This window comes from Celeribacter baekdonensis, from assembly GCF_900102315.1.
Lineage (GTDB): Bacteria > Pseudomonadota > Alphaproteobacteria > Rhodobacterales > Rhodobacteraceae > Celeribacter > Celeribacter baekdonensis.
The window spans coordinates 1-24,988 of record NZ_FNBL01000017.1 but is presented as its reverse complement, the minus strand read 5'-3'; the positions used below and the strand labels follow the sequence as shown (position 1 = coordinate 24,988).

The window sequence follows — 24,988 nt, the reverse complement described above, 5'->3', positions numbered from 1 at the left end:
TCTGCTCCCTAAATTCTGCGCGCTTGCCCCTGCCAGAACGTATCCCTGATGTCCTTTTTGCGCACTTTCCCAACGGGGCTGCGCGGCAGTTCATCCCAGAAGTCAACCGTTTTGGGGGCCTTTACGCTGCCAAGGTTTTCCTTGCACAATGCAATGATTGCTTCGGGTTCCACCGTTGCATCGGGTTTGAGTTCGATCACCGCCTTGATCGCTTCACCCCATTTTTCGTCAGGCACACCGATCACCGCGCAATCCTGCACGGCAGGATGCGACCAGATCACCTGCTCGACTTCCGAGGGATAAACGTTGAAGCCGCCCGAAATGATCATGTCTTTCTTGCGGTCCACGATATAAAGGTAACCCTCGTCATCCAGATACCCGATGTCGCCGGTATGGTGCCAACCGAACTGGGAAACCTCTGCGGTTGCTTCGGGGTTTTTGTAATACCCCTTCATCACCAGATTTCCGCGCACAACAATTTCACCATGCTCACCACGCGGCATAATGTTACCGTCATCATCCATGATCGCCATCGGTGTCAAAAGTGCGGGCCTGCCGCAACTTGCAAGCCGGTGTTCGCGGGCCGGATCTCCGATAACATTGTGATCCTCTGCCGTCAGCAGCGCGCAGAACATCGGCGATTCTGCTTGTCCGAAACACTGCGCCATGACCGGCCCAAAAATCTTCAGGCATTGGCGCAGCTTGTCAATGGCCATAGGTGCGGCGGCATAAAGAAAGAACCGCAATGACGGAAAGCTACGTTGCGCAACTTCCGGTTGCGACAACAGCATGTAAACGGCGGTCGGCGGCAGGAACAGATGGGTCACTCCCTCGCTTTCAATTGTGTCTAGAACGTTGGCGGCATCAAATCCCGGCAGGATGACGCTGCGCGCACCAGCGGCCATCAACGCAATGGCAAGCACCCCTGACGCGTGGGTCATAGGCGTGATCAGCAAATGCACAGGGTCAGGTCCGGCATCAAAACTGGCATAATAGTTCGCGATTAGCGTGGTCCAGTTCAACTGCGTCAGCATGATCCCCTTGGGCCGCCCCGTTGTCCCACCAGAGGATAAAATTCCGACAAGATCATCAGGGCCAAGCGGCACATCGGGATCGGTTGAAGGGGCCGCGGCCATCCAGTCTTCCAGCCATGGTGCCGCGCCGTCTTGTTTATCCAGACAGATGAATTTTTGTATCTTTGGGCAAAGTTCACGCAATTGTTCCAGCGCCGGTGCAAGATCGCTGTGATAAAACAGAATCTCCACATCATTATGATCCAGGATATACGCGTTTTCTTCTACGCCGTTCTTGGCATTGACGGGAACCCAGATCGTGCCGGCACGAAACAAGCCCAGCATAACTTCAAGGCCGCTCACGCAGTTGGGGCTGTAAACGCCGGCCATCTTGTCGCGTCCGTACCCTTCGGCAGTGATGGCATTGGCGAAACGATATGTGCGTTCCTGAACTTCGCCGTAACTCCGGCCGATTTTAGCATCTTCCAAAGCGATCACGTTAGGGTTGATTGCGACACCCCTGTCGAAGAAATCGATCACACGCATAACGGTTTCCTATCTTGGTTTCCGGGATTTTCCCGCCTTGCCAGTCTGAACTCATACACTGATGAGCTTTTCGATCTCTTCGCGGTTGGCCAGCAAATCTGCTGTCGTGCCGCTCCACTGGACGGTCCCGTTGTCGACAACGTACTGTCGATGGGCCAATTTCATCGGCACGCGCAGGTTCTGTTCAACCAGCAAAAGCGTCATACCTTCTTCGTTGATCCGCCGCATCGAATCGACCAATTCATCAACGATCAGCGGGGCAAGGCCTTCAGTCGGTTCGTCCAGCAGCAACAGTTCCGGATTAGTCAAAAGCGCGCGCGAAATCGCCAGCATTTGCTGTTCGCCGCCCGAAAGCGTGTTTCCCGCCTGTGACGCGCGATCAAGCAGCACCGGAAACATTTCAAAAATCCGGGTTTCGGTCCATGCGCCAGTGCGTCCCATGACGGTTGCGATGCGCAGGTTTTCATGCACTGTCAGATTGTCAAAAATGCGCCTGTCTTCGGGGACATACCCAATGCCCAGACGGCCCAGTTGGTTCGGGAGTCGCGCGGTAACGTCGTCCCCTTTCCAGACTCTGCGCCCTGAAACCGGTTGCTTTAAACCGATGATCGTCTTGAGAATGGTGCTTTTGCCTGCGCCATTGCGCCCGATCAGCGAAACAACTTCGCCCTGTGCGACTTCGATCGACACGCTATGCAACGCCTGCGCCTTGCCATAAGTGACATTGCAGCTTTCCAACGCAAGCAGCTTCATTCCTCTTCTCCCAGATAAGCCGCTCGCACCTCGGCGTTTGCGCGGATTTCTTCAGGGCTGCCAGACGCCAGAATTTGCCCTTGAACCATCACGACCAAAGCACTGGAGACCCGCATTACAACGTCCATGTTGTGTTCGATCAGCAGCACGGTGCGGCCCTTGACGATCCGTTTTATCAGCTCCATCGCAGGCCCGATCTGGTCATGTCCAACACCGGCCAATGGTTCATCGAGCAACAGGACCGATGGGTTGCTCAGCAATGCCAGCCCGACTTCCAATGCGCGTTGATCGCCGTGAGACAAGGTTTCGGCGGGGCGGTGCGCCATCACCGTCAGGCCGATCTCTTCGAGAACGCTTTCGGCCCGTTCCCTGACTGCAGGAAAGCGGCCCGCCGGAAGCCAGAAGGGCTGCAACCTGTACAGATGCGCAAAAGCAGCAAGTTGAAGGTTCTCAAGCACCGACATGCCGGCGAAGATCTTGGTGATCTGGAAACTGCGGCCCAGACCGATGCGGGTCCGTTTATGCACCGACAGGCCCGTTACATCGCGCCCGTCCAGCATCACTTGACCACCGCTTAGCTTGGCATGACCCGAAAGCGCATTCATCAACGTGGTCTTGCCCGCACCGTTAGGTCCGATAATCCCGTAAAGCTGACCCGGCTGGAAGTCGAACGTCACACCGTTGACAGCTTTCAACCCGCTGAAGGAGACCTGAATATCGTTGCAACTCAATGATCCGGCAGTCATTGCATGTCTCCTTCGTCCTGATCACCTTGGAACATTCCGGCAATACCGTTGCGTAGGAAGATGGTGGCAAAAATGAACACCAGACCAAGGATGCCGTACCAATATTGGGTGATTTGGCTCAGTTCTTCTTTCAGTAATTCAAACAAGGCCACGCCAAGAATCGGACCTAGCAATGTGCCTTTGCCGCCCAGCACGGTCATGATCAAAACGTCGCCCGATGTGGACCAATGCAGCATTTGCGGAGAGATGTAGAAGATCAACGATGCCAGCAGGGCTCCTGCAACACCTGCATACGCACCCGAAACGATAAACGCCGATTGGCGCAAGCTATGGACGTTGTATCCGAGTTGCGCGGCGCGCACGTCGTTCGCCTGTACCGCGCGCAATGCCCGCCCGAATGGCGACCCACGCAGCAATGCCATCAGCGCCAGTCCGATCAGGAAAACCGCCACGATAAACCCATAATAGTTGTGGTTGTCGTAGAAATTGATCCCGAACAAGTCAGGCCGCGGCACGCCTGGAATACCGTCCAATCCGCCGGTGATTGCGCGCAGCTTGTTGGACGCAAGGATGTACATCATCTGCGCCAGGGCCAGTGTCAGCAGTGCAAAAAAAAGCCCCGAAACCCGAAGCGCAAAAAGCCCCATCAGGTAAGCCAGCACCGCTCCGACAATCGCCGCTGCAAAAAGGCCCGGTATAAAACCGACGCCATAGCTGAGGGTGAGGATTGTGAGCGCATAACCCCCTGCCCCGAACAACGCCGCATGGCCGAATGACAGCATACCTGTCACCCCGAAGACCAGATCAAAGCCGATTGCGAACAAGGCCCAGATCAGGATCAGGCTGACAAGGTTCACCCATTGCTCATCCTGCACAAAAAACGGAACGATAATCATAACTGCGATAATAATGCCCATCAGGGCCTGACCGATAATCCTGCGTGTCATGCCGAACGCCCCTTTGTGCTAAACAAGCCCGCAGGCCGGAACATCAGCGTTCCGATCAACAGGGCAAAGGTAAGTAGTTCGACCCATTCAGTTGCGTAGGTATATCCGGCCGCCCGCGTCATGCCCAACAGCAACGACGCAAGGATTGCGCCGCGAATGTTCCCAAGCCCGCCGATGATCACCACGACAAAACAGTCGATGATAACGCTGAATCCCATGCCCAGTTCGATCGGCACCAACGGTGCGCTAACCACGCCACCAAGAGCCGCAAGATACGCACCAAGCGCAAAGACGCCGGTGCGAACCCGGTTTACATTTACACCGAGTGTCTGAGCCATTTCCGGATCGGAACTGGCGGCGCGAATAATCATGCCCCATTTGCTACGGTCCAGCAGCAAGAACAGTGCCAGAGAAACCGCTGCACCAAAACCGATTACAAAAAGCCGGTATGACGGTATTTGACTGCCAAACATGGAAATCGGTGCCATGAAGATTTCTGGTGTCGGCACTTGCTTATAGTCAAATCCCCAGATCATCTTTGTCGCGTCGTCGATGACCAGAATGAATCCGAAAGTGAGTAAAAGCTGAAAAATGTGGTCGCGGTCATAGACCTGTTTCAGCGCCAAAATTTCGATCAGCGCACCAACACAGGCGACGATCAGCGGCGCAAACAGCAGTCCCAACCAGAACGATCCGGTCATATGAACAATTTGATACCCGACAAACGCGCCAAGCATATAAAGCGCGCCATGGGCAAAGTTGATCACCCCCAACATGCCAAAAATAAGGGTCAAGCCCGCTGCCAGCAGAAACAGCAGAAAGCTGAGACTCAGCCCGATCACGATAATGGACATATTCAGGGTTCCTCAGTTTCACCCCAAAAAAGCGGGCGACGCATGTCGCGAGGGAACAGCGCCGCCCAGTTCAGGGAGGATCGATTAACAGTCGCTAAACAGGCTATTTGCCGAAAACTCTTCGGTGATTTTCATGGTGAGGTCCGGCAATGGTGCCTCGCCCTTCACAACTTCACCCCAAAGACCGACCTGTTTGGCCTGATGGTCACAAGCGCGCATTTCCTTGCGCCCTTCGACCGAATTTTCATAGACCGATGTTTCAAATGCATCGACCCAGGTTTCCACATCCCAGCTGTCAGTCGCTTCGATGACATCCATCCACCAGCGAAGACCGTCAAATGCCTCGCCCGCGAAGGCCGAAGGGTAGTCACCGTTTGCGTCACGGTAGGCCGTCACGAATTCGGCGTTTGCCGGATTGTCGAGCGAGAAGTGATAACGCACGCCGGAGTTCACGCCCAATGCGGCCTCGCCTGTCGCGGCTGCAAAGATTTCATCCTGAAGCACGGGGCCGAACAGCACTTTGTTCTGACCCATCCCAACCTGACCTGCCTGCTTGCAGAAGGTGACGCCGTCATTGCCCGTTGCCACAACCAGAATACCATCGGCGTCCGAACGCGCCATCTTGTCGATGATGACCGAAAAGTCGCGGTTGCCAAGCGGGGCAAAGTCATTCCCGACGATCTCGACACCGGCGGCTTTTGCTTTTGCGGCAAAGTCGTCAAAGGCGCTGCGCGTGGCCTGATAATCAGCCGTGACCGCGTATACTCTCTTGATCCCGCGTTTCTTTACGAATTCAACACACATGTTCATTTCCATGGCCAACGTGTTGGACGTACGGAATGAGTAACGCGCACCGTCCATCTTGGTAATGCTGTCGTCTGCGGAAATCGTGACCAGATGCGGCACCTTGCGCTGTGTGGACAGGCTTTGCAGTGCCAGAGTCGACGCTGAGCTGACCGCGCCAAACATCAATTGCGTGCCTTCCGCCAACAGCCGGCTTGCTTTTTGTACGGCGGGCTGGGGTTTGGTTTCATCGTCTTCCCAGCTGAAGCGGACTTTTTTGCCCAACAATTCGCCACCCCGCATGGCCACGGCAAGTTCCGCGCCTTTGCGCATGTCATTGCCGATCAAGCCGTATGCGCCCGAGAAAGACAGAATGCCCGCAATGTGATAATCTTCGGGCGTTGCGGCCCGCAGAACCATTGGCGCAGGCAAGGTACTGGCCAAAGTTAGCGCCCCGGCGCTGCGTAGAAAATTCCGACGTTTCATAGTTTTCCTCCCGGTTTCACGCCCCAAGAAGTTTCTCCTGCAAGGCGAATGATGCGCTGCCCGGGATAAATCGTTCCCGGAAAAGCAGAATACTATCAGCAAGTTTGGCGGGTTTTATCATACGTCGGATCAGCAATCGGGCGGTAACAAATCATGGATTTGCAAATGGCGCAAAAGTGCATCTGATCGCGACCGTGTCCCTAACCCTCCCCCATCTCTTGCATCAAGCATCGCAGGGTTAGGACTGGCAGGGAATGTCCGAAAACGCCACAAATTTGACATTTTCTGCCAAATCGATATTATTTACCCATCAGTAGAATTTTGAGGTCATCGTCATGAAGGTGGGCTTGCTCCAAAACCTGCGTCTTCCCAAACATAGCATCCAGTTCATGTGTGACGTGCTGATCGAACACGGCATTGATCCTGACCCATTGCTCAAAGAAGCAGGTTTGCAGCTCAGCCTTCTCTCGGATCCATGGGGCACGCTGGACGGTATTCAGGAACTCACATTCCTGCGTGCCTTTTGCCGGAGTACAGCGCATATTGAAGGTGTCGCTTTTGTCACCGGTCTGCGTTACAGCCTGATCTCGTATGGCCCTATCGGGCTTGCCACGCTAGTTTCAGAGAATGTGACAGCGGGGCTGAGGGTTTTCACGCAAATGCAGGGGCTGGGATACGCACTGCTGGCATATGACATCACAGAGGACGATGAAGGTTTTGCAACAGGGTTTGTTGCCGACGACCAGTATGTACCGCCCGATCTTCTGGATTTTGTTCATGAACGGCTGCTTGGGTCCGGCCCGACCTTCTTCCGGGACCTGCGTCAAGAAAACCTGCCCATCCGTCTGATCGAATGCCCGTTGGACCGCCCGAAAGGCTGGATGAACCTAGAAGCGCGCTGGCAAACCGAAATCGTGTATCGCGCACCGCGCAGTTGCATTCACTTTCATCCTGGAACAGGCGCGCTGAAACTGCCGCTGGCGAATGCCCTTCTTGCGGTAAACTATCGTGTTTTGTGCGAGAATATGCTTGAAACCGGCCCCAAGCATACCGGAACAGCAAATTCGGTTTATCAGGTGTTGATGCAGGTGCGCGGCGTTTTTCCCAATGCGCCGGAAGTGGCCGAAACGCTTCATTTGTCAGAACGCTCTTTACATCGAAAACTTGCCAGTCAGTCGATGAGCTATCGCCAGATTATCGATAGCGTGCGCTTGCGCCGCGCACGGGAGCTTCTTGATACATCCGAGTTACCGCTGGCTGAAGTTGCAGATCGCCTCGGTTTTTCGGAAACTGCCAGCCTGTCGCGATTTTTCCGGCGGGTTTCAGGGGATTCGCCGTCCGCATATCGAAAAACCAGCAAAGGGTTATTCGCCAGTTCACGTTAGGATTAGACGACGAGACGCTAACACGACCATATATCAGAACGGAGTGACGCCATGAACAAGTCCGATGACGAAACGCTCACCTTCAAAGAGATGGTCGGGAAATTCGACGTCACCCCCCGAACCCTGCGGTATTACGAATATCTCGAACTTCTCAAACCCACGCTACAAGGGCGTGAACGAAGTTATGATCGCAAACAGATCGCGCGGTTCAAGCTGATCTTGCGAGGTCGTCGGTTCGGAATGAAGCTTGAAGATATAAGAGTTTGGTTAGAAATATATAAAAACAGGGGCTCAAGAGCGCAGCTTCGCGAATGGGCAAGGATATCAAAAATCCTCGAAAATAAGCTTCGCGCCGAGATAAAAGAAAGAGAGGAAGCTCTGGCAGAATTACGAGAAACCTCAAAGCTCGCCAATGAATTGAATTTCAAAAAGTGATCCCGAAACCCAACGCACCGACCAAATAGATGGCTGGTTGATGCAAACACCCATAATTTGGAAGCGAATGGATGGAGCTAGCTCTAAAACACAATCGACAAAGTGCTGGGACGTAAAATTCGCTTTTACAACATACAGCGGGTCCCTGCGCATTATTTGCCATAAGCGCGCTTATGCGTGTTTCTGCCCACATTCCAGGCAAATACTAAGTTGCAATCCGCCACATTCGAAACCGCCCCAGCCCTGTCACCTCACGAACCAAGTCCTTTTCCTCCATCAAGGCAAGGTTTCGCTGCACGGCTGCGCGGCTGGAACCAATCTGGGACTCAGCCATTGGAGCAGACACAAGGGGCCATTCTGCAAAGAGAGCTCGTAAGGCGGGAGGGGTTTTGCCGGATAGTGGCGCCATTTCAGCCTCTGCCTGAACCGTCCAAGCCTCAGTCTGATCCAGATGCCGCATCGCCGTTAGAACAGCGCTCTCCATCCCCGCCAACCAACGGGCCAATCGTTCGTCCGGAGAACCAGATGCACGCAGCCCCCCTGCTCCACCCATGGCGAGCGGCGCAAATATAGCACCGTTTCCGTTGCTGCTCGCAATCCTGGCCGCCGTGACGGCGGCTTCGATCTGGTCTCCTTGTGTCGCGTTGCCCTTAAATCTGAGACACGACGCGTTCGGGGATATTTTTTGCCCTTAATTATGAGATTCCACTGCCATCGCGCCTATGCTTTTCGCGCGCTGCCGGGCGATGTAATCGACCGCGGCAAGCAGACGTGGCTCCTTATCGAAGGCGCGCAATAGAGCAACCCTTGCATAGTCGTCGATGCCGGAGCTTGAGATGGCCGCTTTGACCAGTGGACGGGATTGGGCTGCATCAATTGCAGCAAGGCAAAACAGCCTTACTTCCAGCCTGTGGCCCTGAAGAGCGTATAACGGATCTCCGCGGAAGGCCTTTAATGATATGGCAAAGGTGACCGCGCGCATTGCGCGCCGAAATTGCTTGGAGCTGCGTAATCGCGCGGCGTATTCAAGCCGCGCGGCGCCGTTGCGCGCACGATTTATCAGCTTTTCGGGCATCTGTTCGCCACTGGCCTTGCCGAGCGTCGGCACAAGTCTCGTCCCACAAACCTGGCAGTCGAATGCCCAGGCTCGCCTCCAATGCTTGAGCGAAAGGCCCTCTCTGGAACATTGCAGGCAATGCTGGAATGGTATCTGGGCCGTCAGCGAGGCTTCTCGTGTCGTCATTGCTGGGAAGGTCAAAGATCGCACAACATCTGGGTCAATCCGTGCGGCGTTGGCAATCTTCGCCGCCGCAGCCGCGTCGACGTTGAAGTTCAAGGCGGTGCCATGCGCGGTATCGATTCTGAGATGAGCCAGTAGTTCCGCATCATCACAGTAGTTGGCCGCCGCCAGCCTAGACAACCAACCTGACAACAACTCGTCGGGCAGCGGCGCGACAGTCTTGGGCAGCGGGTGCGGCTTCACACCCCGGACTTCTCGAGCCGCCGATGGGGGTTCGCATGGCGCGACCAAACCGGCGTCCATTTTACGATTGCGTCATCGGTGATGCATTCATCACCTGTTACAATGGCGTCGATGGAAAGATCCTTGATCAGGGCGAAAATGCGCGAGGTCACCCCACCGGTCAGTGCAAGTATCTGCTTGAGTGACTTGACCTTCAGGTTGGACTTCTTTTCCAGTGGCATGGCAGCAATAAGGGTCTGGATCATGTCCGAGAACTCGGCATCGTCGCGCCAGTTTGGCAAGTGATGTTCGTCCAGCCGTCGGGCAAGCTGGATATCACCACGGATGGCGTCGAGGGCCTCGCTGACCCCAAGACAGACCAGTGACACCTCGAGCTCATTGCTGAGATAACGAAGAACATTGAGAAAGCGTCGCTGTTCGCGGTGGGTCCCGGCCAAGAGGTTGTGGACCTCGTCGATCATGATCATCCGCAGGCCAAGGTCGCGCAAAAGCGCAATAACACGGACTTCGAGGGAGGCCACATTTTGAGCGCGCGCGCCCAGTGCCGTGGCCGGTGCCCCGATGGACGCCAGGATGTGCAGATAGAACCGCCGTTCGTCGGGAGCTGGCGGTGCTTGTAACAGCAAGAGCGGCGTTCGCGTAATTCCCGATGCTGGGTCATATTCCGGTGCATATCTGCGCGACAGGTTGCGGGCGATCATCGTCTTGCCGATCCCAGACGCGCCATGCACAAGAAGGCCAGGCATACGGGTTTGCCTTGGCGCTTCGATCATACCCTGCAAACGGTCCAGAACTTGTTCGGCCCGCGGAAAGCCAATCCAGATATCCGATTGAATGAGGGCGATCCGACCGTCTTCCTCTGTTGTCCCTGCCCTCAATTCACCATCTCTCCACTTTGAACAATGGGCGCGATGTATCACCCGTGTCGATCGGGCGCAGCCCTTCGGTTTTCGAGACAGCCGAGTTGGTGCCCTCCAATGTCCCTTTTCTTTCACGGGATCGGCGTTCGGCCTTCGTTAGGCCCCGACTTTCAAACTCGATCTGGCGTTGCTGTCGGATCAGCTCAGCCAGGACCAGCTCATTGGACCCGGATTTGCCAAGGGCACGGGCCTTCCTCATGGCTTCGCGATATTCCCAGAGCGGCACGGGCGGAATTTCCAAGTTTCTGTAACGCGCCTCAACATATCGGCCATCGTCCAATTCGACCCAGATCATTGAGATATCGCGAGGGTCGTAGCGAACGACCACCTTCCCATCGCCGCGCCCAATGTGGCCTGCAAGAGCATCCGACCAGTACCGTATCTGGAACAGATGGATGCCGTCACGCCTGACCTTACGCAGTTCGCTTGGCAGGAAGCTCACCCGAAAGGCTTCCATCTCGAAGGGGATGTCTCCCATCATTTCCGCTGAGAGCGCCTCCCATTTGGCGACGGGCGTACAGCCAAGACTTGAATGAATGCTGTTGTTGTAGCGGCAGATTTCCAGAGCAAACCAGCGATCGAAGTCGCTTAAGGTCATCGTGGCCATGCCCTCGGCGTCATAGTCGCCCTTGGCCACGACCGAGGATTGCGTTGTTCCAGGCAACAGGTGCACGGCCCCCATCATCGTGCCGATCAATCGTTCGATGTGCCCTCCGAAATGAGGACTGCCTGGCGGCCGATAGACCAGATCGATCCCCCATTCTGCACATGCCGACCGAAAGGCATGCGACCGGAAATCGCGCCCGTTATCGACGTGGATGCTATGCGGTTTACCCTGCGCGGGCCAAGGAACATTGCACGCCAATGCCGCCGGAAGTTCCGCCTTGGGGGCCACCGCCTGTGTCAGGCAAAGCGCCACCGACAGACGCGAAGGTGCCTCGAGAGAGGTGTAATATCCGGTCACCATCCGCGTTGCGACGTCGATCGCCAGCGTGACCCAAGGCCGCCCAATTGGTTGGCGTTCAAAACTGTCGACGAGGATGATGTCTGCAGGCGTATGGTCGATTTGCACGACCTCCAGTGGCCGGTTTGCCTTGTTGTCGCCTACGACCGGCGCAAATTTCTGGCGGGCCGCCTTTGCGCCTTCGCGTGCCTTGGCAATTTCACGGGCATCCATTGCATCCAGCCTGCGCTGAACCGTCCGACGCGTCGGCGGTTGCAAGCCCTGCTGCCAGCACGCGCTGCGGATTTCTGTCACGACGCGCGACAGGCTTGGACGTTCCCGCCGTAAGAAATAACGGCGAAGATGTTCTTCGATCACCGCTTCCACCTCGCCGGATATCAAGGTTGTACCAGTCGGGCGGCCCCGTTTCCGAGAAGCCAGCGCGCTGGTGCGTCCACCCTCTTCGGCCAGACGCTTTATCCAGCGCCAGACCGTAGCCCTGCTGACACCAAGCTCCCAAACGGCGTCATTGATGCCACTTTCCAGACTGCCAGTTCCTTTGAGATATGCCTGAACAAGCGGACGCAGAACGGCCGCCCTGCGCGCCTCTTCAGCACCAGGGGCAACTGAGTCTTCGTGATCATTTTCCATCGATATTTGCCGCACGAAGCTGTGAACCCTGTCTCAGGTTTAAGGGCAAAAATATCGGAATTAAAGACAAAATCTCATATTTAAGGGCAAAGGGTGGCCGTTGATTTCGTTGGATTTCTCATCTCACAATTAAGGGCTACGCGACAATAGGCTACGCCCGCGTATCGACAGAGGATCAGACCCCCCTGCCCCAGTCTGAGGCTCTGCAAACTGCGGGATGCGTCGAGATCTTCGAAGAGCACGCCTCAGGCGGCAATCGTGCCCGGCCAGTGCTTGCGCGCGTGCTGGAGCGCATCAGCAAGGGCGACACGCTGGTTGTCGTACGGATCGACCGGCTCGCACGGTCTCTGTCGCACCTTCTCGAGGTGATCGAACGGTTGGAGGCCAAGGGGGCGTTCTTTCGTTCCATTCAGGACCCGATCGACACCGGATCCCCGCAAGGCAAGTTCACGCTGCAGGTGTTGGGCGCCGCGGCCGAGTTCGAGCGGGCGCTGATCCGCGAACGTACCAAGGCGGGGTTGGCGAGCGCCCGTGCCAAGGGCCGGGTCGGCGGGAACCCCGGACTGCGGGCCAAAGACCCTGCCGCTCTTCGTAAGGTGCGGTTGGCGCGACAGGACGGCTACATGGAGCGTCTGAACGAGACGGCACAAGATTGGGTGCCCCATGTGCGCCGGTTGCGCCCCGACTTGGCCTGGGAAGACGTGGTACGCATCATCAACGGCCCCTTGCCCGAGGCGCGTCGCTGGACCCAAAGTCGCCTGCTACGCGCCGTGAAAGCCTATGTGCGCGATGGGTTTCTGCCCAATGAAGTGCTTGGTCGCGCTGGACGCCGCGAAAGCGACGATCGCCTGCCGGCGATTGTCGCAGCGATCAAGGGCGCGGACCCCAACATCACGCTCCAGACGATCTGTGACAGGCTGGAATCCATGCGCGAACGCACACCACGTGGGCGTACAAGCTGGCAGCCCTCGTCAGTAAGGATGCTGCTGGAACGCGCAGAGAAGTTGGGCTTGCTGAAGTCCGCGCAATAAACACAACCTTGCAAATCTTCCAACTCATGGAACGATTGCAAGGTTGCAGCCCATTTTCTGGTCAGGTGAATGGATTGACGACGCGTAACTGATCTTCGACCAGCAATCCGCCGTGCATATCTTCGCTCCACAAAGTCGTGCATCCAGCAATAAGAGCGGCCGACACAATCATCGCGTCATAGACCGAAAGCTGGTATTTTTCTGCCAAAGCTCGGCCCACGAGATGGGTTTGCACAGACAGGTCCTCGACTGGACACAAGGATTGGACCCCTGCGAGAAAAGTGCCGGTCTCCTCCCAACTGAGACCGGCTTTCCTCCGGCAATTGACCATCGCTTCGTTCAGGACCTGCACACTGATCCGCGGCCCCTGCCCCAGGATGTCTTCCGCCCGATCCGTCTTTGGGCCGTCGTCAAGAAGGTAAAGGACGACATTTGTATCCGCGAATTCAGCGCTCATGCGCAGCGTCGCGGCTCAGGCGTGCGTCCTTGGATAGCTTTCCGCGAAACCGCCTTAGCCCTTGCAGGACTTCATCGGCGCGAGGTTGGCGCTGGACAAGCAAAGTACCGTCGTCCTTTATCAGATCGATTTTGTCACCCTCTTTGAGGCCAAGTTCGCGCACAAGATCGGCAGGCAGCCGGACCGCGAGCGAATTCCCCCATTTTGCAACTTGCATGGTGTCGTTCCTCCAAGTGGATATACGATCCTATATGTATATCATCCTGCCGCAATTGCCAAGATCAGCATTCGACGACGACAGCGAACGGGCTTGTGTTTCGATGGTGAGCTCACACAAGATGTGGAAAAAACTTGCGCGAATCCGACTCTTACGGCAATAGTCACGGAAACGAGGCAAAAAACGTCAATAACCGTGAACACGCCAAAGATGCGTTGCGCGGATCGAGAGGGCAGATGAACAAGACTTTCGTGCATCAGGACCTGAACGCGGTCATCCGCCAGCATTCCGAGTGGCTGGCCAACCAGCTGCATTCGCAGCGCGAGAGCCTGTTTCCCCCTGACGCCACAAAGGAAATGCGCAAATTCACCTCCGGCGAGGCGGCAGCGCTTCTTGGTGTGAACGACTCATACCTGCGCAAAATCAACCTTGATGGCAAGGGCCCATCGCCTGAACTGACGGCCGGCAATCGTCGCCTGTATTCCGCGCAGGACATTCAGGCACTGCGTGTCCTGCTGGAAAAGACCGCGCGAAAGCCCGGAGACTATATCCCCGGACGGCGTGACGGCGATCACCTGCAAGTCATCGGTGTGATGAACTTCAAGGGTGGTTCGGGCAAAACCACGACTTCGGCACACCTTGCACAACGGCTGGCCTTGCGCGGTTATCGCGTTCTGGGCATTGATCTTGATCCGCAGGCCTCATTCACGGCGTTACATGGCGTACAGCCCGAATTCGATCTGACAGATGGCGGCACGCTCTATGACGCGATCCGCTATGACGACCCAGAGCCGATCCGCGCCGTCATCCGCAAGACCTATATCCCGAACCTCGACCTGATCCCAGGCAATCTGGAACTGATGGAGTTCGAACACGAAACGCCGCGTGCTCTTTCACAAGGCAACGCAGGCCTGTTCTTTTTCCGCGTGAAAGAGGCGTTGGCGCAGGTTGACGGCGATTACGACGTTGTGGTCATCGACTGCCCGCCGCAACTGGGCTTTCTCACCATGTCCGCACTTTCGGCCGCCACCGGCGTGCTGGTCACAATTCATCCGGAAATGCTCGACGTGATGTCGATGTCGCAATTTCTGCGCATGACGGCTGATCTAATGGACGTGATCGCCGAAAGCGGTGCGGACATGTCCCATGACTGGATGCGCTATGCGCTGACACGCTATGAACCTCAGGATGCACCACAAAACCGGATCGTCGCCTTTCTGCGCACCATGTATGGCGATGCGGTGCTCAACTCGCCAATGCTCAAATCCACGGCGATCTCCGATGCAGGTCTGACAAAGCAAACCCTATACGAAGTCGAGCGGAGCGCCTTTACCCGCACGACCTACGATCGCGCCCTTGAAAGCCTGAACGCGCTGAACGACGAAGTCGCTGATCTTATTCAGAAAACGTGGGGGCGGGCATGACGAGTGGCAAGAAAAAACGTATGTCGATGCTCGACAATCTCGCGGCAGCCGGTGGCCCGGCCCCTGCCCCTCAGGGTGGCGCCGTAACCCCTATGATGACGTCCAACCGCGCCCTGCGCTCGGCCCGTGATGCGGTCGATTCACATCATGTTTGGGAACTCGACCCGGCCAGTATCGTCGACGACCGAATGGCCGACCGGCTTGATCCGGCGGATGTGCATGATCTGCGCGCCGCAATCGAGGCGAATGGTCAGACCGTACCAATTCTTGTGCGCCGGCACCCGTCAGAGACGGACCGCTATCTGCTCGTCTATGGTCGCCGCCGGCTTGAGGCGATCCGCCAGTCCGACAAGGTCGCCAAGGTGCGCGCACTGGTCGCCAATCTGGATGATGACAGTGCCCTGCGTGCGCAGATTTCCGAAAACATGGCGCGCCGCGATTTGTCCTTCATTGAAAAGGCGATATTTGCGCAAGAACTCGTATCGTCGGGCTTTGGAAATCAATCACAGGTTGCAGAAATTCTGACCGTGACCAAATCTTCGGTGTCCATGGCCATCGCCGTCGCCGACATGGTCGGTACAGACCTCATCCGCGCCATCGGTGCTGCACACGGCATCGGCCGACCCCGGTGGGAGGCCATGGGCCGTGCCATCGCGGACAACGACCTGGATCGGGGCAGCCTGATACGCCTTGCTGACGAAACCCATGGCAAGGCCGATGTGGCCATGGTGATTGATGCCGCACCTGCGACCGACGACCCCTCTGTGCAGGCGTTCGAGGCCGTGTCGAAGGTTGTCACAAGGTTAGTCAAACCGGCCAAGGCCCCCTCCCCTTCTGCTGCATCCAGTCAGCCGCTCAGGATTGGGGGCAAACGTGGCGGCACGCTCAAACGCACCGCCAAAGGGATCTCGATCGAGTTGCAGAATAGTAAGTTTGCCGACTGGGTAGAGTCTGAAGTCGATGATTTGATTGAAGAACTTCACAAACGCTGGAAGCAGCGTTCAGAAGACTGAGGAAGAGCAGAAACCAAAAACAGGAGGCACGAAAAAGCCAAAGAAAAGGTCCCGCAAAGCGACCGCCCTACGAGACCCTGACTTGTTCTTAGCACTCTCAAGTTAGTCTCGGACGCCGTTTTTCGCAAGTCTTAAGTGATTCGCGGACCGTGTTTTCTTTGTCTTCGTGAATGTAAAATGGACTACACCCCCGTAACGCCTTTCAGGCGACCCATAAATGCTGCCATTCTGCACTATCAGGCAGCGGCGCAACAGGACCTCCCGCCTTCCGGCGTCAACAAGTGGGAAGCACTTCGCGAACTCGCCGCTGCCCGTATCGCCTTCGGCTTGTCCGACCGTGATTTGAGCGTGCTTCAGGCATTGGTCAGTTTCCATCAGGCCACGATCGTTGGCGGGAACCATAGTGAAACTGTTGTGCATCCGTCCAACAAGGCTATTTGTGAGCGCCTGAACGGCATGCCCTGTTCGACCATGCGGCGGCATCTGGCGAACCTGGTGCAAACCGGTTTCGTCGTGCGTCGCGACAGTCCCAATGGCAAGCGTTACGCGCGCCGGTATGGGGACGAAAAGATCGCTTTCGGCTTCGATCTGGCCCCCCTCGCCCAACGCTTCGTCGAAGTGTGCGAAGCCGCAGAGGCTGTCCGTGCTGCGGAGGAGCGCTACAAGCGGCTTAGATCCACTGTAAGCCTCATGCGCCGTGATCTAGCGGGTCTCGTCGACTACGGCCGCTCTCTGCGCCCTGACCGCGCCATCTGGGACCAGGCGTCCGACCTGTGCGTCCTGACGGCGCGTGACCTTCGCCGCAAGCTTGACTTTGCAGAGTTGCAGCAGATTGAATCTGCGTTGTCCGAAGCCCTCAACGCTATTAGGGACCTGTTGGAACCAGTGCAGTCACAAAATATGAGCACCAATGAAGTCACAAATGAGCAGCACTATCAGAATTCAAATAAAGACTCTTATGATTTTGAACCACGCTTAGAAAAAGCGCAGGGCGATGGCAGCGTCTCCGATCCGGCGACAGCACTGGTTGTAGAGGGTGGGACTGATGAGCCTGTCTCGGTCGACAATAATCTACCTAGAATACCCCTCGGTCTCGTTTTGGCCGCTTGCTCTGAATACCGAACTTATGCTGAACGACCTGTGCGCCACTGGCATGATCTAGTAAGGGTGGCCGGTGTAATAAGACCTATGATGGGCGTCTCACCTTCAGCGTGGGAAGAGGCCAAACAGTACATGGGCCCGGAAGAGGCATCGGTGGTCATCTTGGCAATGTTGGAACGCTTCGGCGACATCCGGTCACCTGGTGGGTATTTGCGGTCGCTGTCTGCAAAGGCTGCGCTCGGTGAATTCTCCTGTGGTCCCATGATCATGGCCCTTATGAGAAAGGACGCTGCATGAAAAGTTCACAGCTGTGAACTGCGTCTTGTATCGTCGCGCAGAAGACAGGTTCACAGCTGTGAACTCAATGCTTAGGGGATCTGTCCACTTTCTCCCTAGGCGCGCTTTCCTGCGCAGAGCGCGGACTAACGAAAATCACTCAGTCAGGTCACCATCTCCAAAGAGGTTTGGAAAGAGCCGCTCTCGATAATCCAACGGAAACGCCAACCGAACTGGCGTCTTCGGCGAGGCGGACGTCATGTATCCGGCGGCGGTCAGTTTACTCAGCGTGTTGCGAGCAGTACGCTCGGACGTCTTGAGCACAATCTGCGCATCGCCTCGTTCCAGTGCCCCATGCCGAAGAACCGCCGAGATTAGTTCCGGCGCTCGCTTGTCATCGATGGTATCTGCAACAAGACGACGATACCGTTGGTCCAGTCCGCCGAGATCGAACAATCTTGCTGAGAAGCTGATCTGGTCGAGCGTCACCTTTAGGAACCATTCACTGAACGTCTTCAGTGCCGCTTCTGACAGGTTCCCCCGTCCGTCGCGGTCTCCGCGACGTGGACTGTCGGCCAGATCCATCATCCGTTTGTACTCGCCCCGATCGGTTAGCCCGCGGGCCAGCCCACGTGATACGGACCAGAGCCCTTGGCCACCAATCCCCGCTGTGAGGGCCATGGCATGAGACATCAGTCTGCTGACACGGCCGTTACCATCCGGGAAAGGGTGGATGTAGTTGAGCCGGTGATGTGCAGACGCGATCGCGATGATCCGTCCGCTCGAAGACTGCGCCGCAATCTGAAACCGTTTGTCGAAATGGTCCATGAATGCCGCGACCCGCGATGATGAAGGCGGTAGGTGGCGCCCGACCGCAACTTCCCGATCGTCATCCTGGCGCATGCGTCCCGGAACGATGGGCTCTTGTGTGCCGTCGGGATGTTCGATGACCCGAAACTCATCCGGCATCTCGTCGTAGAAGCTCTTATGGACCCAAGTCAGGAATTCGACGGATGTGGGGCGGGGCAGGGTGCCCTTGCGATGCATCTCGTCGATGGCCCGTTGAACGATGACGTGCGCCCGGGCCTCAAGGGCGAGGGGACGGGTTTCTTCCTCAAGCTCGGCACCAGCCAGCGCCCTTTCGATGTCGCGGGGGCGCGTGTTGTGTCCTTCGATCAGGTTGGAGTAGTAGCAGTTCATCACACGGACGAGATCGGCAAGTTCGGCTGCGCTGTCAGGATGCAACCCTTGTCCCAGCCCGGTGGCTTCCCTCTGGATGTCGACCGAAAGGTCTGCCAGTTCTGTGGGAATATGCTCCTCGAAGAAGCAGGGTTCGATCCTGGCGGGTGTTTCCAGCATTTTTGCCGATCTTCCATGTTTGCAAAGTAATTGAAAAATAAACACATTTCGTACTTTCAAGCAAGGTTTTGCCGATATGCGTTGCCGATCTTGGGTGCCGATCTAGAATTGCTGCATGAAATCAATGGCTTCGGCAGATGTGCCGGGTTTTCAGTTCTGCTGTGTGCACAAAGGGCCTGGGAAAAGAGAAAGTGTTCTTCGGGTTTTGTGACTGACGGATGAGGGCCTTTGGGGTCCCTCGGATGGGTCCGGGCCGGGTTCCGGTCTGTCTTTCCTGATGAAGGGCATTCCGATGCAAACAGGTGTCTTGCGCGTGTTACGCGCGACCGCTGCCTCGTGGTGGCGACACAAGGAACTACGCCGAACCGGCCAGACGGGCCAGGCACTGCAGCTCGAACGCCAGACCGTCCTGCGTGATCTCGGCTATCTCGGGCAGGCAGCGACGCTGCCGAATGCCCATGTGATCTGCGGAGAGGGCGGCACGTTCATCCATCTCGGTTGGACCACCGTGTCGACCTTTGCGCCGATCGAGCGCTTTCCCTTGGCCACTCTTGCGGTCGCACGAGGGACCCCGTTCATCGATATCCGACCCGTCACCGATGTCATCGCCTTCGCGAACCTGCCGCGGGTGGCGCAGGACGGATCGCCCGACCCTGAACCTTGCGGCCCTGGCAGGTCCGTCTCGCTGATCACCTACATCGACATGGTCGAAGTGCTTGGTGCCAGGATCGCCAACGATCCGCGGCCCCGTCGGTCAACCTGATCCCCAATCTTCTCACCAAAACTCGAAAGGAGGCCAGCCATGGCCCGATCCCGCACGCCAAAATTCGATGCCTCCGAGGCCATCACAAACGAAATCATCCGCATCATCGAGCGCGGCGTCCTGCCGTGGCGCAAGCCCTGGACCGCAGGTGGCAGCTCTCGTCCCCTGCGCGTGGGAGGTGAACCCTACCAGGGAGTGAACAACTTCCTGCTGACGATGCGGACCGTGATGGCGGGCCACAGCTCTCCCTTCTGGATGACGTTGCCGCAGGCCAATGCGTTGGACGCAAAGGTCCGCAAGGGCGAGAAATCCTCTGTCGTCGTCTATTACGGTCAAAGCCGGAAAGACGCGGGCGGCGATGAGCATGACCGCAGCGACGGGGATGATCACTCCGAGGAAGCCCGCATCTTTCGCTTTCAGAAATCCTACCGCGTGTTCAATGCCTGCCAGATCGAGGGCTTGCCCGACAGCTTCTTTCCGGACCCGGAGCCCGTGCCCGAGCATCCGCGGTCCGAGCCAATCCCGCACATGCAGGCGTTTTTCGATGCCATCGACATCACGACCGTCTTCACGGGCACGGAGGCGTACTATTTGCCGCCCGTGGACAAGGTCTACATGCCGTCCATCACGCGGTTCCAGGACCCACGCAATTTCTACGGGGTCTGGGCCCATGAGCTGGCCCATAATGCCGCGCTCCGGTTTATGCCGCGCTTGTTCAGGCGAAGTCTTGTTTCCTGCGGTTTTTGTCGTTTTCCGGCTGCATAAGACTGTAGTTCAGAACCGCCATGTGAGCGTGGCGAACTGCGCAATTGGGGCCGGCGATCTGCCATAGGTGCAACCTTCAACCAAAAGAAGGAAACACTCATGGAAAACGATACGCACCCAGATCAAACGACGAGGCGGAAACTGAAAGCTGGCAGCCATGCCGATCGCTTTGCCCTACAGATCGAGGCGGAGGGATACGGCCTCCGTTCCATCGCCAATTACAGAACCACAGCCGAGGCGCTTTGGGCGGCGATGCTGGAGGCAGACGTCTGTCCCACTGAGCTGACCGATGATCGTGTGGACCATCTGGCGACGTCGATCATCAGTGCGGCTTCTGCGAGAGACCAAAAGCACTGTCGGTACCGCATCAATCGGTTCAGGGATTATCTCATTGAAAATGCAGGCGCACCGCCGCGCTCAGAACCGCCGCTCGACATGTCACCGAGGGCCTGCCTGAAACGGGAATACGAAACCTATCTTCGCAGTCAGCGCGGCTTGTCTGAGGACACAATTTATCACTGCCTACGGTTCTTTGATCGGTTCCTGACTGCGAAGTTCGGCTCTGGCCTGGGTGACTTGAACACCATCAAGCCAGACGACATCACTGGGTTCATACTTTGGTTGCGCAAGGAACAAAACGCGCCGCGGGACAAGACAGGCCCATCGCATCTTCGCAACCTCTTCCAGTTCCTGTTCTGGAGCGGAAAGACTGAGCGCAACTTGAGCAATGCTGTGCCGAAAGCCAGGCAGCCCAAACCGACCGGCATCCCGAGGTATCTGGAGCCGGAACAGGTCAACCGGCTCATTGAGGTGGTGCGCGACCACCAGAAAACGGGTCGGCGCAACTATGCAATGCTGATGCTGATCGCCCGTCTCGGTCTTCGTGCGCCGGAAGTGACAGCGATCGAACTGGATGACATCGACTGGCGCGCTGGAGAAATCCTGATCCGCGGCAAGAGGCAGTTGCACGATCGGATGCCGATGTCGGCGGAGGTTGGTGAGGCGATTGTCGATTACATCAAGAATGAGCGCCGGGGCCCGGACCGCGCGCTGTTCGTGTCGGTGAAACCGCCCTTCAAGAGGTTCAAGGACGCGCAAATCCTGCGATGGATATTGCGAGACGCCTATGACGCGACCGGCATTAGCCCGCCACAAGCCTATATAGGCACCCACATTCTGCGGCACAGCCTGGCCACCGACATGCTGCGAAAGGGTGCTTCGCTTGCTGAGATCGGGGACGTGCTGCGTCACCGATCTGCAATGACCACAACCATCTATGCGCAATACGATGTGGCTGCCCTGCGCTCGATCTCGCGCCCCTGGCCAACTTCGGGAGACGCCCAATGAAGACGCTGTCCCAACGACTTGATGAATATCTGGCCCTTCGGCGTTCGATGGGGTTTGACCTCTCCTTTGAGGAACGGGTCCTGCGCAAGTTCACGACTTATGCCGGTGAAAACGGGTTCAATCGGATCTCGACGCCCTTGTTCCTCGATTGGAAGGCAAACTACGGCAGCGCGGACAACAACACTTGGTCTCATCGCCTTGGTATGGTGCGCCGGTTCGCCTTTTGGCTTGCGGAGCACGACAATCGGACCGAGGTCCCGTCCAGCCAGCTTGTCACAGGCCGATACCGAAGGCGTGTCCCCTACATCTATGCGCCCAGTCAGATCGCGGATCTTGTCGTTGAAGCCGGTCGACTGCCGTCACCTTATGGCCTCCGTGCCGCATTGTGGCAGACCCTGTTCGGCTTGATCGCGGTGACGGGGATGCGCGTGAACGAAGCTTTGTCTTTGGATCAGCATGACGTCGATCTGGAACGCGCTATCCTAACGCTCAGAAACACCAAGAATGGCAAGGATCGACAGCTTCCCGTCAACGAGGATACCGCTCATTGGCTTGTTCGATATGCCGAGCTGCGGGATCGTCTGGTTCCGCAGCAATCATCCCGGTTCTTCATCAAAGAGGATGGCGAACCGGCGGGAGATTGCGGGGCACGCTACAACTTCGCGCAGGTCAGCAGAAACATCGGCCTTCGGTCACCACAAGCCTTCAACCGCCACGGACATGGGCCACGCATCCATGATTTGCGGCACACATTTGCCGTTCACACCATCCTGGACTGGTTCCGGGATGGCCGGGACATCGAAACTGAAATGTACAAGCTCAGCACCTATCTCGGCCATTCCGAGCCCAAGCACACGTTCTGGTACATCGAGGCCGTGCCCGAGCTGATGCAGTTAGCCGCGGCGCGGGCCGAACGGCGGGTTTTGGAGGACGCATCATGATCGCAACCTATCCATTGCCCGTCTATGTGCAGCGGTTCTTCACCGAGCGGCTGTTGACCCAGATGCAGGCCAGTCCAAACACGATTGCCAGCTATCGCGACACCTTCCGGCTCTTGCTGAGATACGCCGAGGCGCAGACAAGGCTGCCGCCGACTGAGCTACATGTGGCTCACATTGACGCCGACATCATCGGTCGGTTCCTGACCTTCTGCGAGGAGGAACGAGGTAACAGCGCGCGAAGCCGGAACACTCGCCTCGCGGCCATTCGCTCGTTCTTCAAATACGTCGCGGGCTGTGAGCCCCAGCTCCTGCACCATTGCCAGAAGGTGCTGGCGATGCCGTCCAAGCGGCACGAAAAACGCGTCGTGGACTTCCTGACCCGTGACGAGATGGAGGCCTTGCTGAAGGCACCTGACCAGACGACCTGGTTTGGGCGGCGCGACCGCGTTCTGCTTCTCACAATGCTCCAAACCGGCTTGCGTGTATCGGAGGTGATCGGCCTTCGCGTTGGCGATGTCGAGCTTGGCACCGGAGCGCACCTCAGATGCGTGGGCAAGGGTCGAAAAGAACGCGCAACGCCGCTTCGGACAGACAGTCGGTTTGCATTGAAGGCATGGCTTGCGCAGTGCCGGACTGAGCCCAGCGATCCCCTGTTCGCAACCATCCGTGGCAGGCCGCTCAGCAGAGATGCGGTTGAGCGAATTGTTCGGAAACATGCGGCAACCGCCGCCTCGACCAGCTCGACGTTCAGACTGAAGCGCGTCACACCCCATGTCTTGCGCCACACCGCTGCAATGCAGCTTCTACAGAGCGGTGTGGACCGAACGATTATCGCCCTTTGGCTGGGCCATGAATCGATTGAGACGACACAGGTCTACATCCACGCCGATATCGAACTGAAAGAAAAGGCGATGGCTCTGACAAAGCCGGTTGACCAGACGGGTGGACGATATCGACCGGGTGACGAACTCCTGGCATTCCTCGAAGCGCTCTGAATTATGCCGATATGCTGCGCCGATCTAACCGCAACGCAACAGGTTGTAAGGGTCGGCGCGGCATAAACCGGAGCGCGGCATTATGCACATTATGCCGACATCGGCATAAGGCCCATGCCACGAAAGCCCCGCATCGGCTGAACCGTGATTTCGGGTTCTCGAAGTTTGGCAACACGTCCTATGCGCGCGAGGAGATCGTCGCGGAATTGACCTCGGTGTTCCTGGGTCAGACGCTCGGCTTCACGGCGCATACGCTCGAGATGAATGCCGCCTACCTCCACAACTGGTTGCGCGTTCTTCGGTCGGACAAGGGTGCGATCTTCAAGCACGCCGCGGACGCGCAGCGCGCCTGCGACTATCTGATTGCCAGATCGGAGACGGGCAGGGCAGGGCGCAGTGCCGAGGCGGCCTGACCACACGGAGAACGGAGACTCGCATGTCACGCAAGGAACCCAAGACGCTGCGGGTGGCCTGCTTCGAAGACGGCCGCCGCAAGATCATCGTCTGCAAGCGCGGTGCCTATTGGTGGAGCCCGTCCGAGGGCGCTTATCCGCTCTCGGCAGCGCTCGAGAGCATCAAGGAACAGGGCGGCTGGATCGAAACCATCCCCAACCCGAATTACAGACCCAAGGGGCTGTTCGGGTAGGGCACCTTCGGCCTCGGTTCATCCGCCAAGCGGAAAAGAAAAAGCGGGCTTTTAGAAGGGTGTTTCAAACTTCTCAAAGGAGATCCACATGTCCATGACCGTTCAACCCCAGCCAGACCGCCCGGGTTCGACCGTGATCGCGGCGCAGAACGACGCGTTCCGCAAGCTGGCGTGCCTTGGGGTGCCGCCCGCGCAGCCCATCCAGGGCCGGATGCACGTCACCCGTTCGCTCATGGAGGCCGGCGACGGCTTCATGGCCGAGGCGGTGAAGGCCGCCGGTGAGTTTGCCACATTCGAGCCCGAGAATGACCCGGAAGGCTGGCACGATTTCGGCGCGGTCGAGATCCGGGGCGAGACCGTGTTCTGGAAAATCGATTTGCATGAGGAAATTACATTTTCAAGTCCTTTTCTTTCTGTGCAACGCTGGTTTGGCTCCTCGATTATGCTCACTCCAGTGGCATCGACTTGCATACGGTGGGCGTGCTGCCCGAACCAAATTTCCGTTCACGTTCCCGGAATGGAGCCGCCTTGGTTGGGACCAAACTTCTACAGGGTTTGTGAAGACCATCAATCTTCTCGGTCACTCAACCATCCGGCGTTGCGCGTTATTCTGAAGTTTCAGTATCCCGTATTACACCTCCGCCTTCAGAACCGCGCCAGACGGGACAAGTCCCGTTTCCACATATCGCCACAAGGCCACAATGAGCT

General features: G+C 57.1%; 23 protein-coding genes and 4 pseudogenes. 14 read left to right on the top strand and 13 right to left on the bottom strand.

Annotated elements, in window-relative coordinates; all coding sequences use genetic code 11:
• Window positions 1-8: 8 nt before the first annotated feature.
• The 6 genes from BLT54_RS19460 to BLT54_RS19435 all read right to left on the bottom strand — a co-directional run bounded on the left by BLT54_RS19460 (window position 9) and on the right by BLT54_RS19435 (window position 6,128).
• Complete coding sequence (locus BLT54_RS19460) at window positions 9-1,559, bottom strand: AMP-binding protein (RefSeq protein WP_067296559.1); 1,551 nt, start codon at window positions 1,557-1,559, stop codon at window positions 9-11.
• Window positions 1,560-1,610: 51 nt separating this feature from the next.
• Window positions 1,611-2,312: an ABC transporter ATP-binding protein gene (locus BLT54_RS19455; protein ID WP_176832926.1), complete on the bottom strand. Its 702-nt coding sequence runs from the start codon at window positions 2,310-2,312 to the stop codon at window positions 1,611-1,613.
• Window positions 2,309-3,058 carry an ABC transporter ATP-binding protein gene (locus BLT54_RS19450; RefSeq protein WP_064223626.1) on the bottom strand — a complete coding sequence of 250 codons (750 nt, stop codon included), beginning with the start codon at window positions 3,056-3,058 and terminating at the stop codon, window positions 2,309-2,311. Before BLT54_RS19450 ends, BLT54_RS19455 begins: the two co-directional genes overlap by 4 nt.
• The gene (locus BLT54_RS19445) at window positions 3,055-3,975 is read right to left on the bottom strand and encodes a branched-chain amino acid ABC transporter permease (protein WP_064223646.1); all 921 of its coding nucleotides are present in this window, start codon (window positions 3,973-3,975) and stop codon (window positions 3,055-3,057) included. Before BLT54_RS19445 ends, BLT54_RS19450 begins: the two co-directional genes overlap by 4 nt.
• A gap of 26 nt (window positions 3,976-4,001) precedes the next feature.
• Window positions 4,002-4,859: a branched-chain amino acid ABC transporter permease gene (locus BLT54_RS19440; protein ID WP_064223625.1), complete on the bottom strand. Its 858-nt coding sequence runs from the start codon at window positions 4,857-4,859 to the stop codon at window positions 4,002-4,004.
• A gap of 84 nt (window positions 4,860-4,943) precedes the next feature.
• Entirely contained in the window at window positions 4,944-6,128 is a 1,185-nt protein-coding gene (locus tag BLT54_RS19435; RefSeq protein ID WP_067296557.1) for an ABC transporter substrate-binding protein, read from the bottom strand.
• Between the two features lie 335 nt (window positions 6,129-6,463).
• Between BLT54_RS19435 and BLT54_RS19430 the strand changes: the two genes are divergently transcribed.
• On the top strand, window positions 6,464-7,513 hold the full coding sequence (locus tag BLT54_RS19430) for an AraC family transcriptional regulator (protein WP_064223623.1): 1,050 nt from the start codon (window positions 6,464-6,466) through the stop codon (window positions 7,511-7,513).
• A gap of 51 nt (window positions 7,514-7,564) precedes the next feature.
• Window positions 7,565-7,948 (top strand): MerR family transcriptional regulator, encoded by a 384-nt coding sequence (locus tag BLT54_RS19425; protein ID WP_064223622.1) that lies wholly within the window; start codon window positions 7,565-7,567, stop codon window positions 7,946-7,948.
• A gap of 205 nt (window positions 7,949-8,153) precedes the next feature.
• Here BLT54_RS19425 and BLT54_RS19420 read toward each other — a convergent pair.
• From BLT54_RS19420 to BLT54_RS19405, 4 genes and pseudogenes are all read right to left on the bottom strand, one after another.
• A pseudogene (locus tag BLT54_RS19420) lies at window positions 8,154-8,597 on the bottom strand (helix-turn-helix domain-containing protein); the annotation flags it as partial.
• 42 nt (window positions 8,598-8,639) lie between these two features.
• Window positions 8,640-9,431, bottom strand: a complete 792-nt coding sequence (locus BLT54_RS19415; protein ID WP_007803196.1) for a TniQ family protein — start codon at window positions 9,429-9,431, stop codon at window positions 8,640-8,642.
• Window positions 9,428-10,351 carry a TniB family NTP-binding protein gene (locus BLT54_RS19410; RefSeq protein WP_245708069.1) on the bottom strand — a complete coding sequence of 308 codons (924 nt, stop codon included), beginning with the start codon at window positions 10,349-10,351 and terminating at the stop codon, window positions 9,428-9,430. Before BLT54_RS19410 ends, BLT54_RS19415 begins: the two co-directional genes overlap by 4 nt.
• Window positions 10,311-11,945, bottom strand: coding sequence for a Mu transposase C-terminal domain-containing protein (locus BLT54_RS19405; protein ID WP_074647003.1), 1,635 nt, complete (start codon window positions 11,943-11,945; stop codon window positions 10,311-10,313). The genes BLT54_RS19410 and BLT54_RS19405 overlap by 41 nt, the downstream gene beginning before the upstream one ends.
• Window positions 11,946-12,091: 146 nt before the next feature.
• Between BLT54_RS19405 and BLT54_RS19400 the strand changes: the two genes are divergently transcribed.
• Complete coding sequence (locus BLT54_RS19400) at window positions 12,092-12,976, top strand: recombinase family protein (RefSeq protein ID WP_074647001.1); 885 nt, start codon at window positions 12,092-12,094, stop codon at window positions 12,974-12,976.
• Between the two features lie 61 nt (window positions 12,977-13,037).
• Here the strand turns inward: BLT54_RS19400 and BLT54_RS19395 are convergent, their stop codons facing one another.
• On the bottom strand, window positions 13,038-13,433 hold the full coding sequence (locus BLT54_RS19395) for a PIN domain-containing protein (protein ID WP_074646999.1): 396 nt from the start codon (window positions 13,431-13,433) through the stop codon (window positions 13,038-13,040).
• Window positions 13,423-13,650, bottom strand: a complete 228-nt coding sequence (locus tag BLT54_RS19390; RefSeq protein ID WP_074646997.1) for an AbrB/MazE/SpoVT family DNA-binding domain-containing protein — start codon at window positions 13,648-13,650, stop codon at window positions 13,423-13,425. Before BLT54_RS19390 ends, BLT54_RS19395 begins: the two co-directional genes overlap by 11 nt.
• A gap of 236 nt (window positions 13,651-13,886) precedes the next feature.
• On the opposite strand from BLT54_RS19390, the gene repA reads away from it, so the two are divergent.
• From repA to repC, 3 genes are all read left to right on the top strand, one after another.
• Entirely contained in the window at window positions 13,887-15,074 is a 1,188-nt protein-coding gene (gene repA / locus BLT54_RS19385; protein ID WP_068293325.1) for a plasmid partitioning protein RepA, read from the top strand.
• Complete coding sequence (gene repB, locus BLT54_RS19380; protein WP_074646996.1) at window positions 15,071-16,087, top strand: plasmid partitioning protein RepB; 1,017 nt, start codon at window positions 15,071-15,073, stop codon at window positions 16,085-16,087. The genes repA and repB overlap by 4 nt, the downstream gene beginning before the upstream one ends.
• Before the next feature lie 177 nt (window positions 16,088-16,264).
• Window positions 16,265-17,485: a plasmid replication protein RepC gene (repC, locus tag BLT54_RS19375; RefSeq protein ID WP_074646995.1), complete on the top strand. Its 1,221-nt coding sequence runs from the start codon at window positions 16,265-16,267 to the stop codon at window positions 17,483-17,485.
• A gap of 135 nt (window positions 17,486-17,620) precedes the next feature.
• Here the strand turns inward: repC and BLT54_RS19370 are convergent, their stop codons facing one another.
• Window positions 17,621-18,823 carry a Fic family protein gene (locus BLT54_RS19370; protein ID WP_074646993.1) on the bottom strand — a complete coding sequence of 401 codons (1,203 nt, stop codon included), beginning with the start codon at window positions 18,821-18,823 and terminating at the stop codon, window positions 17,621-17,623.
• Window positions 18,824-19,115: 292 nt separating this feature from the next.
• Between BLT54_RS19370 and BLT54_RS19365 the strand changes: the two genes are divergently transcribed.
• The 8 genes and pseudogenes from BLT54_RS19365 to BLT54_RS23065 all read left to right on the top strand — a co-directional run.
• Window positions 19,116-19,586, top strand: a complete 471-nt coding sequence (locus tag BLT54_RS19365; RefSeq protein WP_245708068.1) for a hypothetical protein — start codon at window positions 19,116-19,118, stop codon at window positions 19,584-19,586.
• Window positions 19,587-19,625: 39 nt separating this feature from the next.
• Window positions 19,626-20,270 (top strand): annotated as a pseudogene (locus BLT54_RS19360) (ArdC family protein); the annotation flags it as partial.
• A 180-nt stretch (window positions 20,271-20,450) separates the two neighbouring features.
• Complete coding sequence (locus tag BLT54_RS19355) at window positions 20,451-21,698, top strand: tyrosine-type recombinase/integrase (RefSeq protein WP_199484383.1); 1,248 nt, start codon at window positions 20,451-20,453, stop codon at window positions 21,696-21,698.
• The gene (locus tag BLT54_RS19350; protein WP_058123597.1) at window positions 21,695-22,639 is read left to right on the top strand and encodes a tyrosine-type recombinase/integrase; all 945 of its coding nucleotides are present in this window, start codon (window positions 21,695-21,697) and stop codon (window positions 22,637-22,639) included. The genes BLT54_RS19355 and BLT54_RS19350 overlap by 4 nt, the downstream gene beginning before the upstream one ends.
• Window positions 22,636-23,634, top strand: coding sequence for a tyrosine-type recombinase/integrase (locus BLT54_RS19345; RefSeq protein WP_102856250.1), 999 nt, complete (start codon window positions 22,636-22,638; stop codon window positions 23,632-23,634). Before BLT54_RS19350 ends, BLT54_RS19345 begins: the two co-directional genes overlap by 4 nt.
• 110 nt (window positions 23,635-23,744) lie before the next feature.
• Window positions 23,745-24,047, top strand: a pseudogene (locus tag BLT54_RS19340) (zincin-like metallopeptidase domain-containing protein); the annotation flags it as partial.
• Window positions 24,048-24,070: 23 nt separating this feature from the next.
• A complete protein-coding gene (locus BLT54_RS19335) occupies window positions 24,071-24,280 on the top strand; it encodes a DUF6330 family protein (RefSeq protein WP_074646987.1) in 210 nt (69 codons plus the stop codon).
• Window positions 24,281-24,368: 88 nt separating this feature from the next.
• Window positions 24,369-24,665 (top strand): annotated as a pseudogene (locus BLT54_RS23065) (DUF3768 domain-containing protein); the annotation flags it as partial.
• Window positions 24,666-24,988 lie beyond the last annotated feature (323 nt).

Excerpts from the sequence above, each read along its gene's own strand:
- BLT54_RS19460 (WP_067296559.1), bottom strand. The coding sequence starts at position 1,559 with ATGCGTGTGATCGATTTCTTCGACAGGGGTGTCGCAATCAACCCTAAC.
- BLT54_RS19455 (WP_176832926.1), bottom strand. The coding sequence starts at position 2,312 with ATGAAGCTGCTTGCGTTGGAAAGCTGCAATGTCACTTATGGCAAGGCG.
- BLT54_RS19450 (WP_064223626.1), bottom strand. The coding sequence starts at position 3,058 with ATGACTGCCGGATCATTGAGTTGCAACGATATTCAGGTCTCCTTCAGC.
- BLT54_RS19445 (WP_064223646.1), bottom strand. The coding sequence starts at position 3,975 with ATGGGCATTATTATCGCAGTTATGATTATCGTTCCGTTTTTTGTGCAG.
- BLT54_RS19440 (WP_064223625.1), bottom strand. The coding sequence starts at position 4,859 with ATGTCCATTATCGTGATCGGGCTGAGTCTCAGCTTTCTGCTGTTTCTG.
- BLT54_RS19435 (WP_067296557.1), bottom strand. The coding sequence starts at position 6,128 with ATGAAACGTCGGAATTTTCTACGCAGCGCCGGGGCGCTAACTTTGGCC.
- BLT54_RS19430 (WP_064223623.1), top strand. The coding sequence starts at position 6,464 with ATGAAGGTGGGCTTGCTCCAAAACCTGCGTCTTCCCAAACATAGCATC.
- BLT54_RS19425 (WP_064223622.1), top strand. The coding sequence starts at position 7,565 with ATGAACAAGTCCGATGACGAAACGCTCACCTTCAAAGAGATGGTCGGG.
- BLT54_RS19405 (WP_074647003.1), bottom strand. The coding sequence starts at position 11,945 with ATGGAAAATGATCACGAAGACTCAGTTGCCCCTGGTGCTGAAGAGGCG.
- BLT54_RS19395 (WP_074646999.1), bottom strand. The coding sequence starts at position 13,433 with ATGAGCGCTGAATTCGCGGATACAAATGTCGTCCTTTACCTTCTTGAC.
- BLT54_RS19390 (WP_074646997.1), bottom strand. The coding sequence starts at position 13,650 with ATGCAAGTTGCAAAATGGGGGAATTCGCTCGCGGTCCGGCTGCCTGCC.
- repA (WP_068293325.1), top strand. The coding sequence starts at position 13,887 with ATGAACAAGACTTTCGTGCATCAGGACCTGAACGCGGTCATCCGCCAG.
- repB (WP_074646996.1), top strand. The coding sequence starts at position 15,071 with ATGACGAGTGGCAAGAAAAAACGTATGTCGATGCTCGACAATCTCGCG.
- repC (WP_074646995.1), top strand. The coding sequence starts at position 16,265 with ATGGACTACACCCCCGTAACGCCTTTCAGGCGACCCATAAATGCTGCC.
- BLT54_RS19370 (WP_074646993.1), bottom strand. The coding sequence starts at position 18,823 with ATGCTGGAAACACCCGCCAGGATCGAACCCTGCTTCTTCGAGGAGCAT.
- BLT54_RS19365 (WP_245708068.1), top strand. The coding sequence starts at position 19,116 with ATGCAAACAGGTGTCTTGCGCGTGTTACGCGCGACCGCTGCCTCGTGG.
- BLT54_RS19355 (WP_199484383.1), top strand. The coding sequence starts at position 20,451 with ATGGAAAACGATACGCACCCAGATCAAACGACGAGGCGGAAACTGAAA.
- BLT54_RS19350 (WP_058123597.1), top strand. The coding sequence starts at position 21,695 with ATGAAGACGCTGTCCCAACGACTTGATGAATATCTGGCCCTTCGGCGT.
- BLT54_RS19345 (WP_102856250.1), top strand. The coding sequence starts at position 22,636 with ATGATCGCAACCTATCCATTGCCCGTCTATGTGCAGCGGTTCTTCACC.
- BLT54_RS19335 (WP_074646987.1), top strand. The coding sequence starts at position 24,071 with ATGTCACGCAAGGAACCCAAGACGCTGCGGGTGGCCTGCTTCGAAGAC.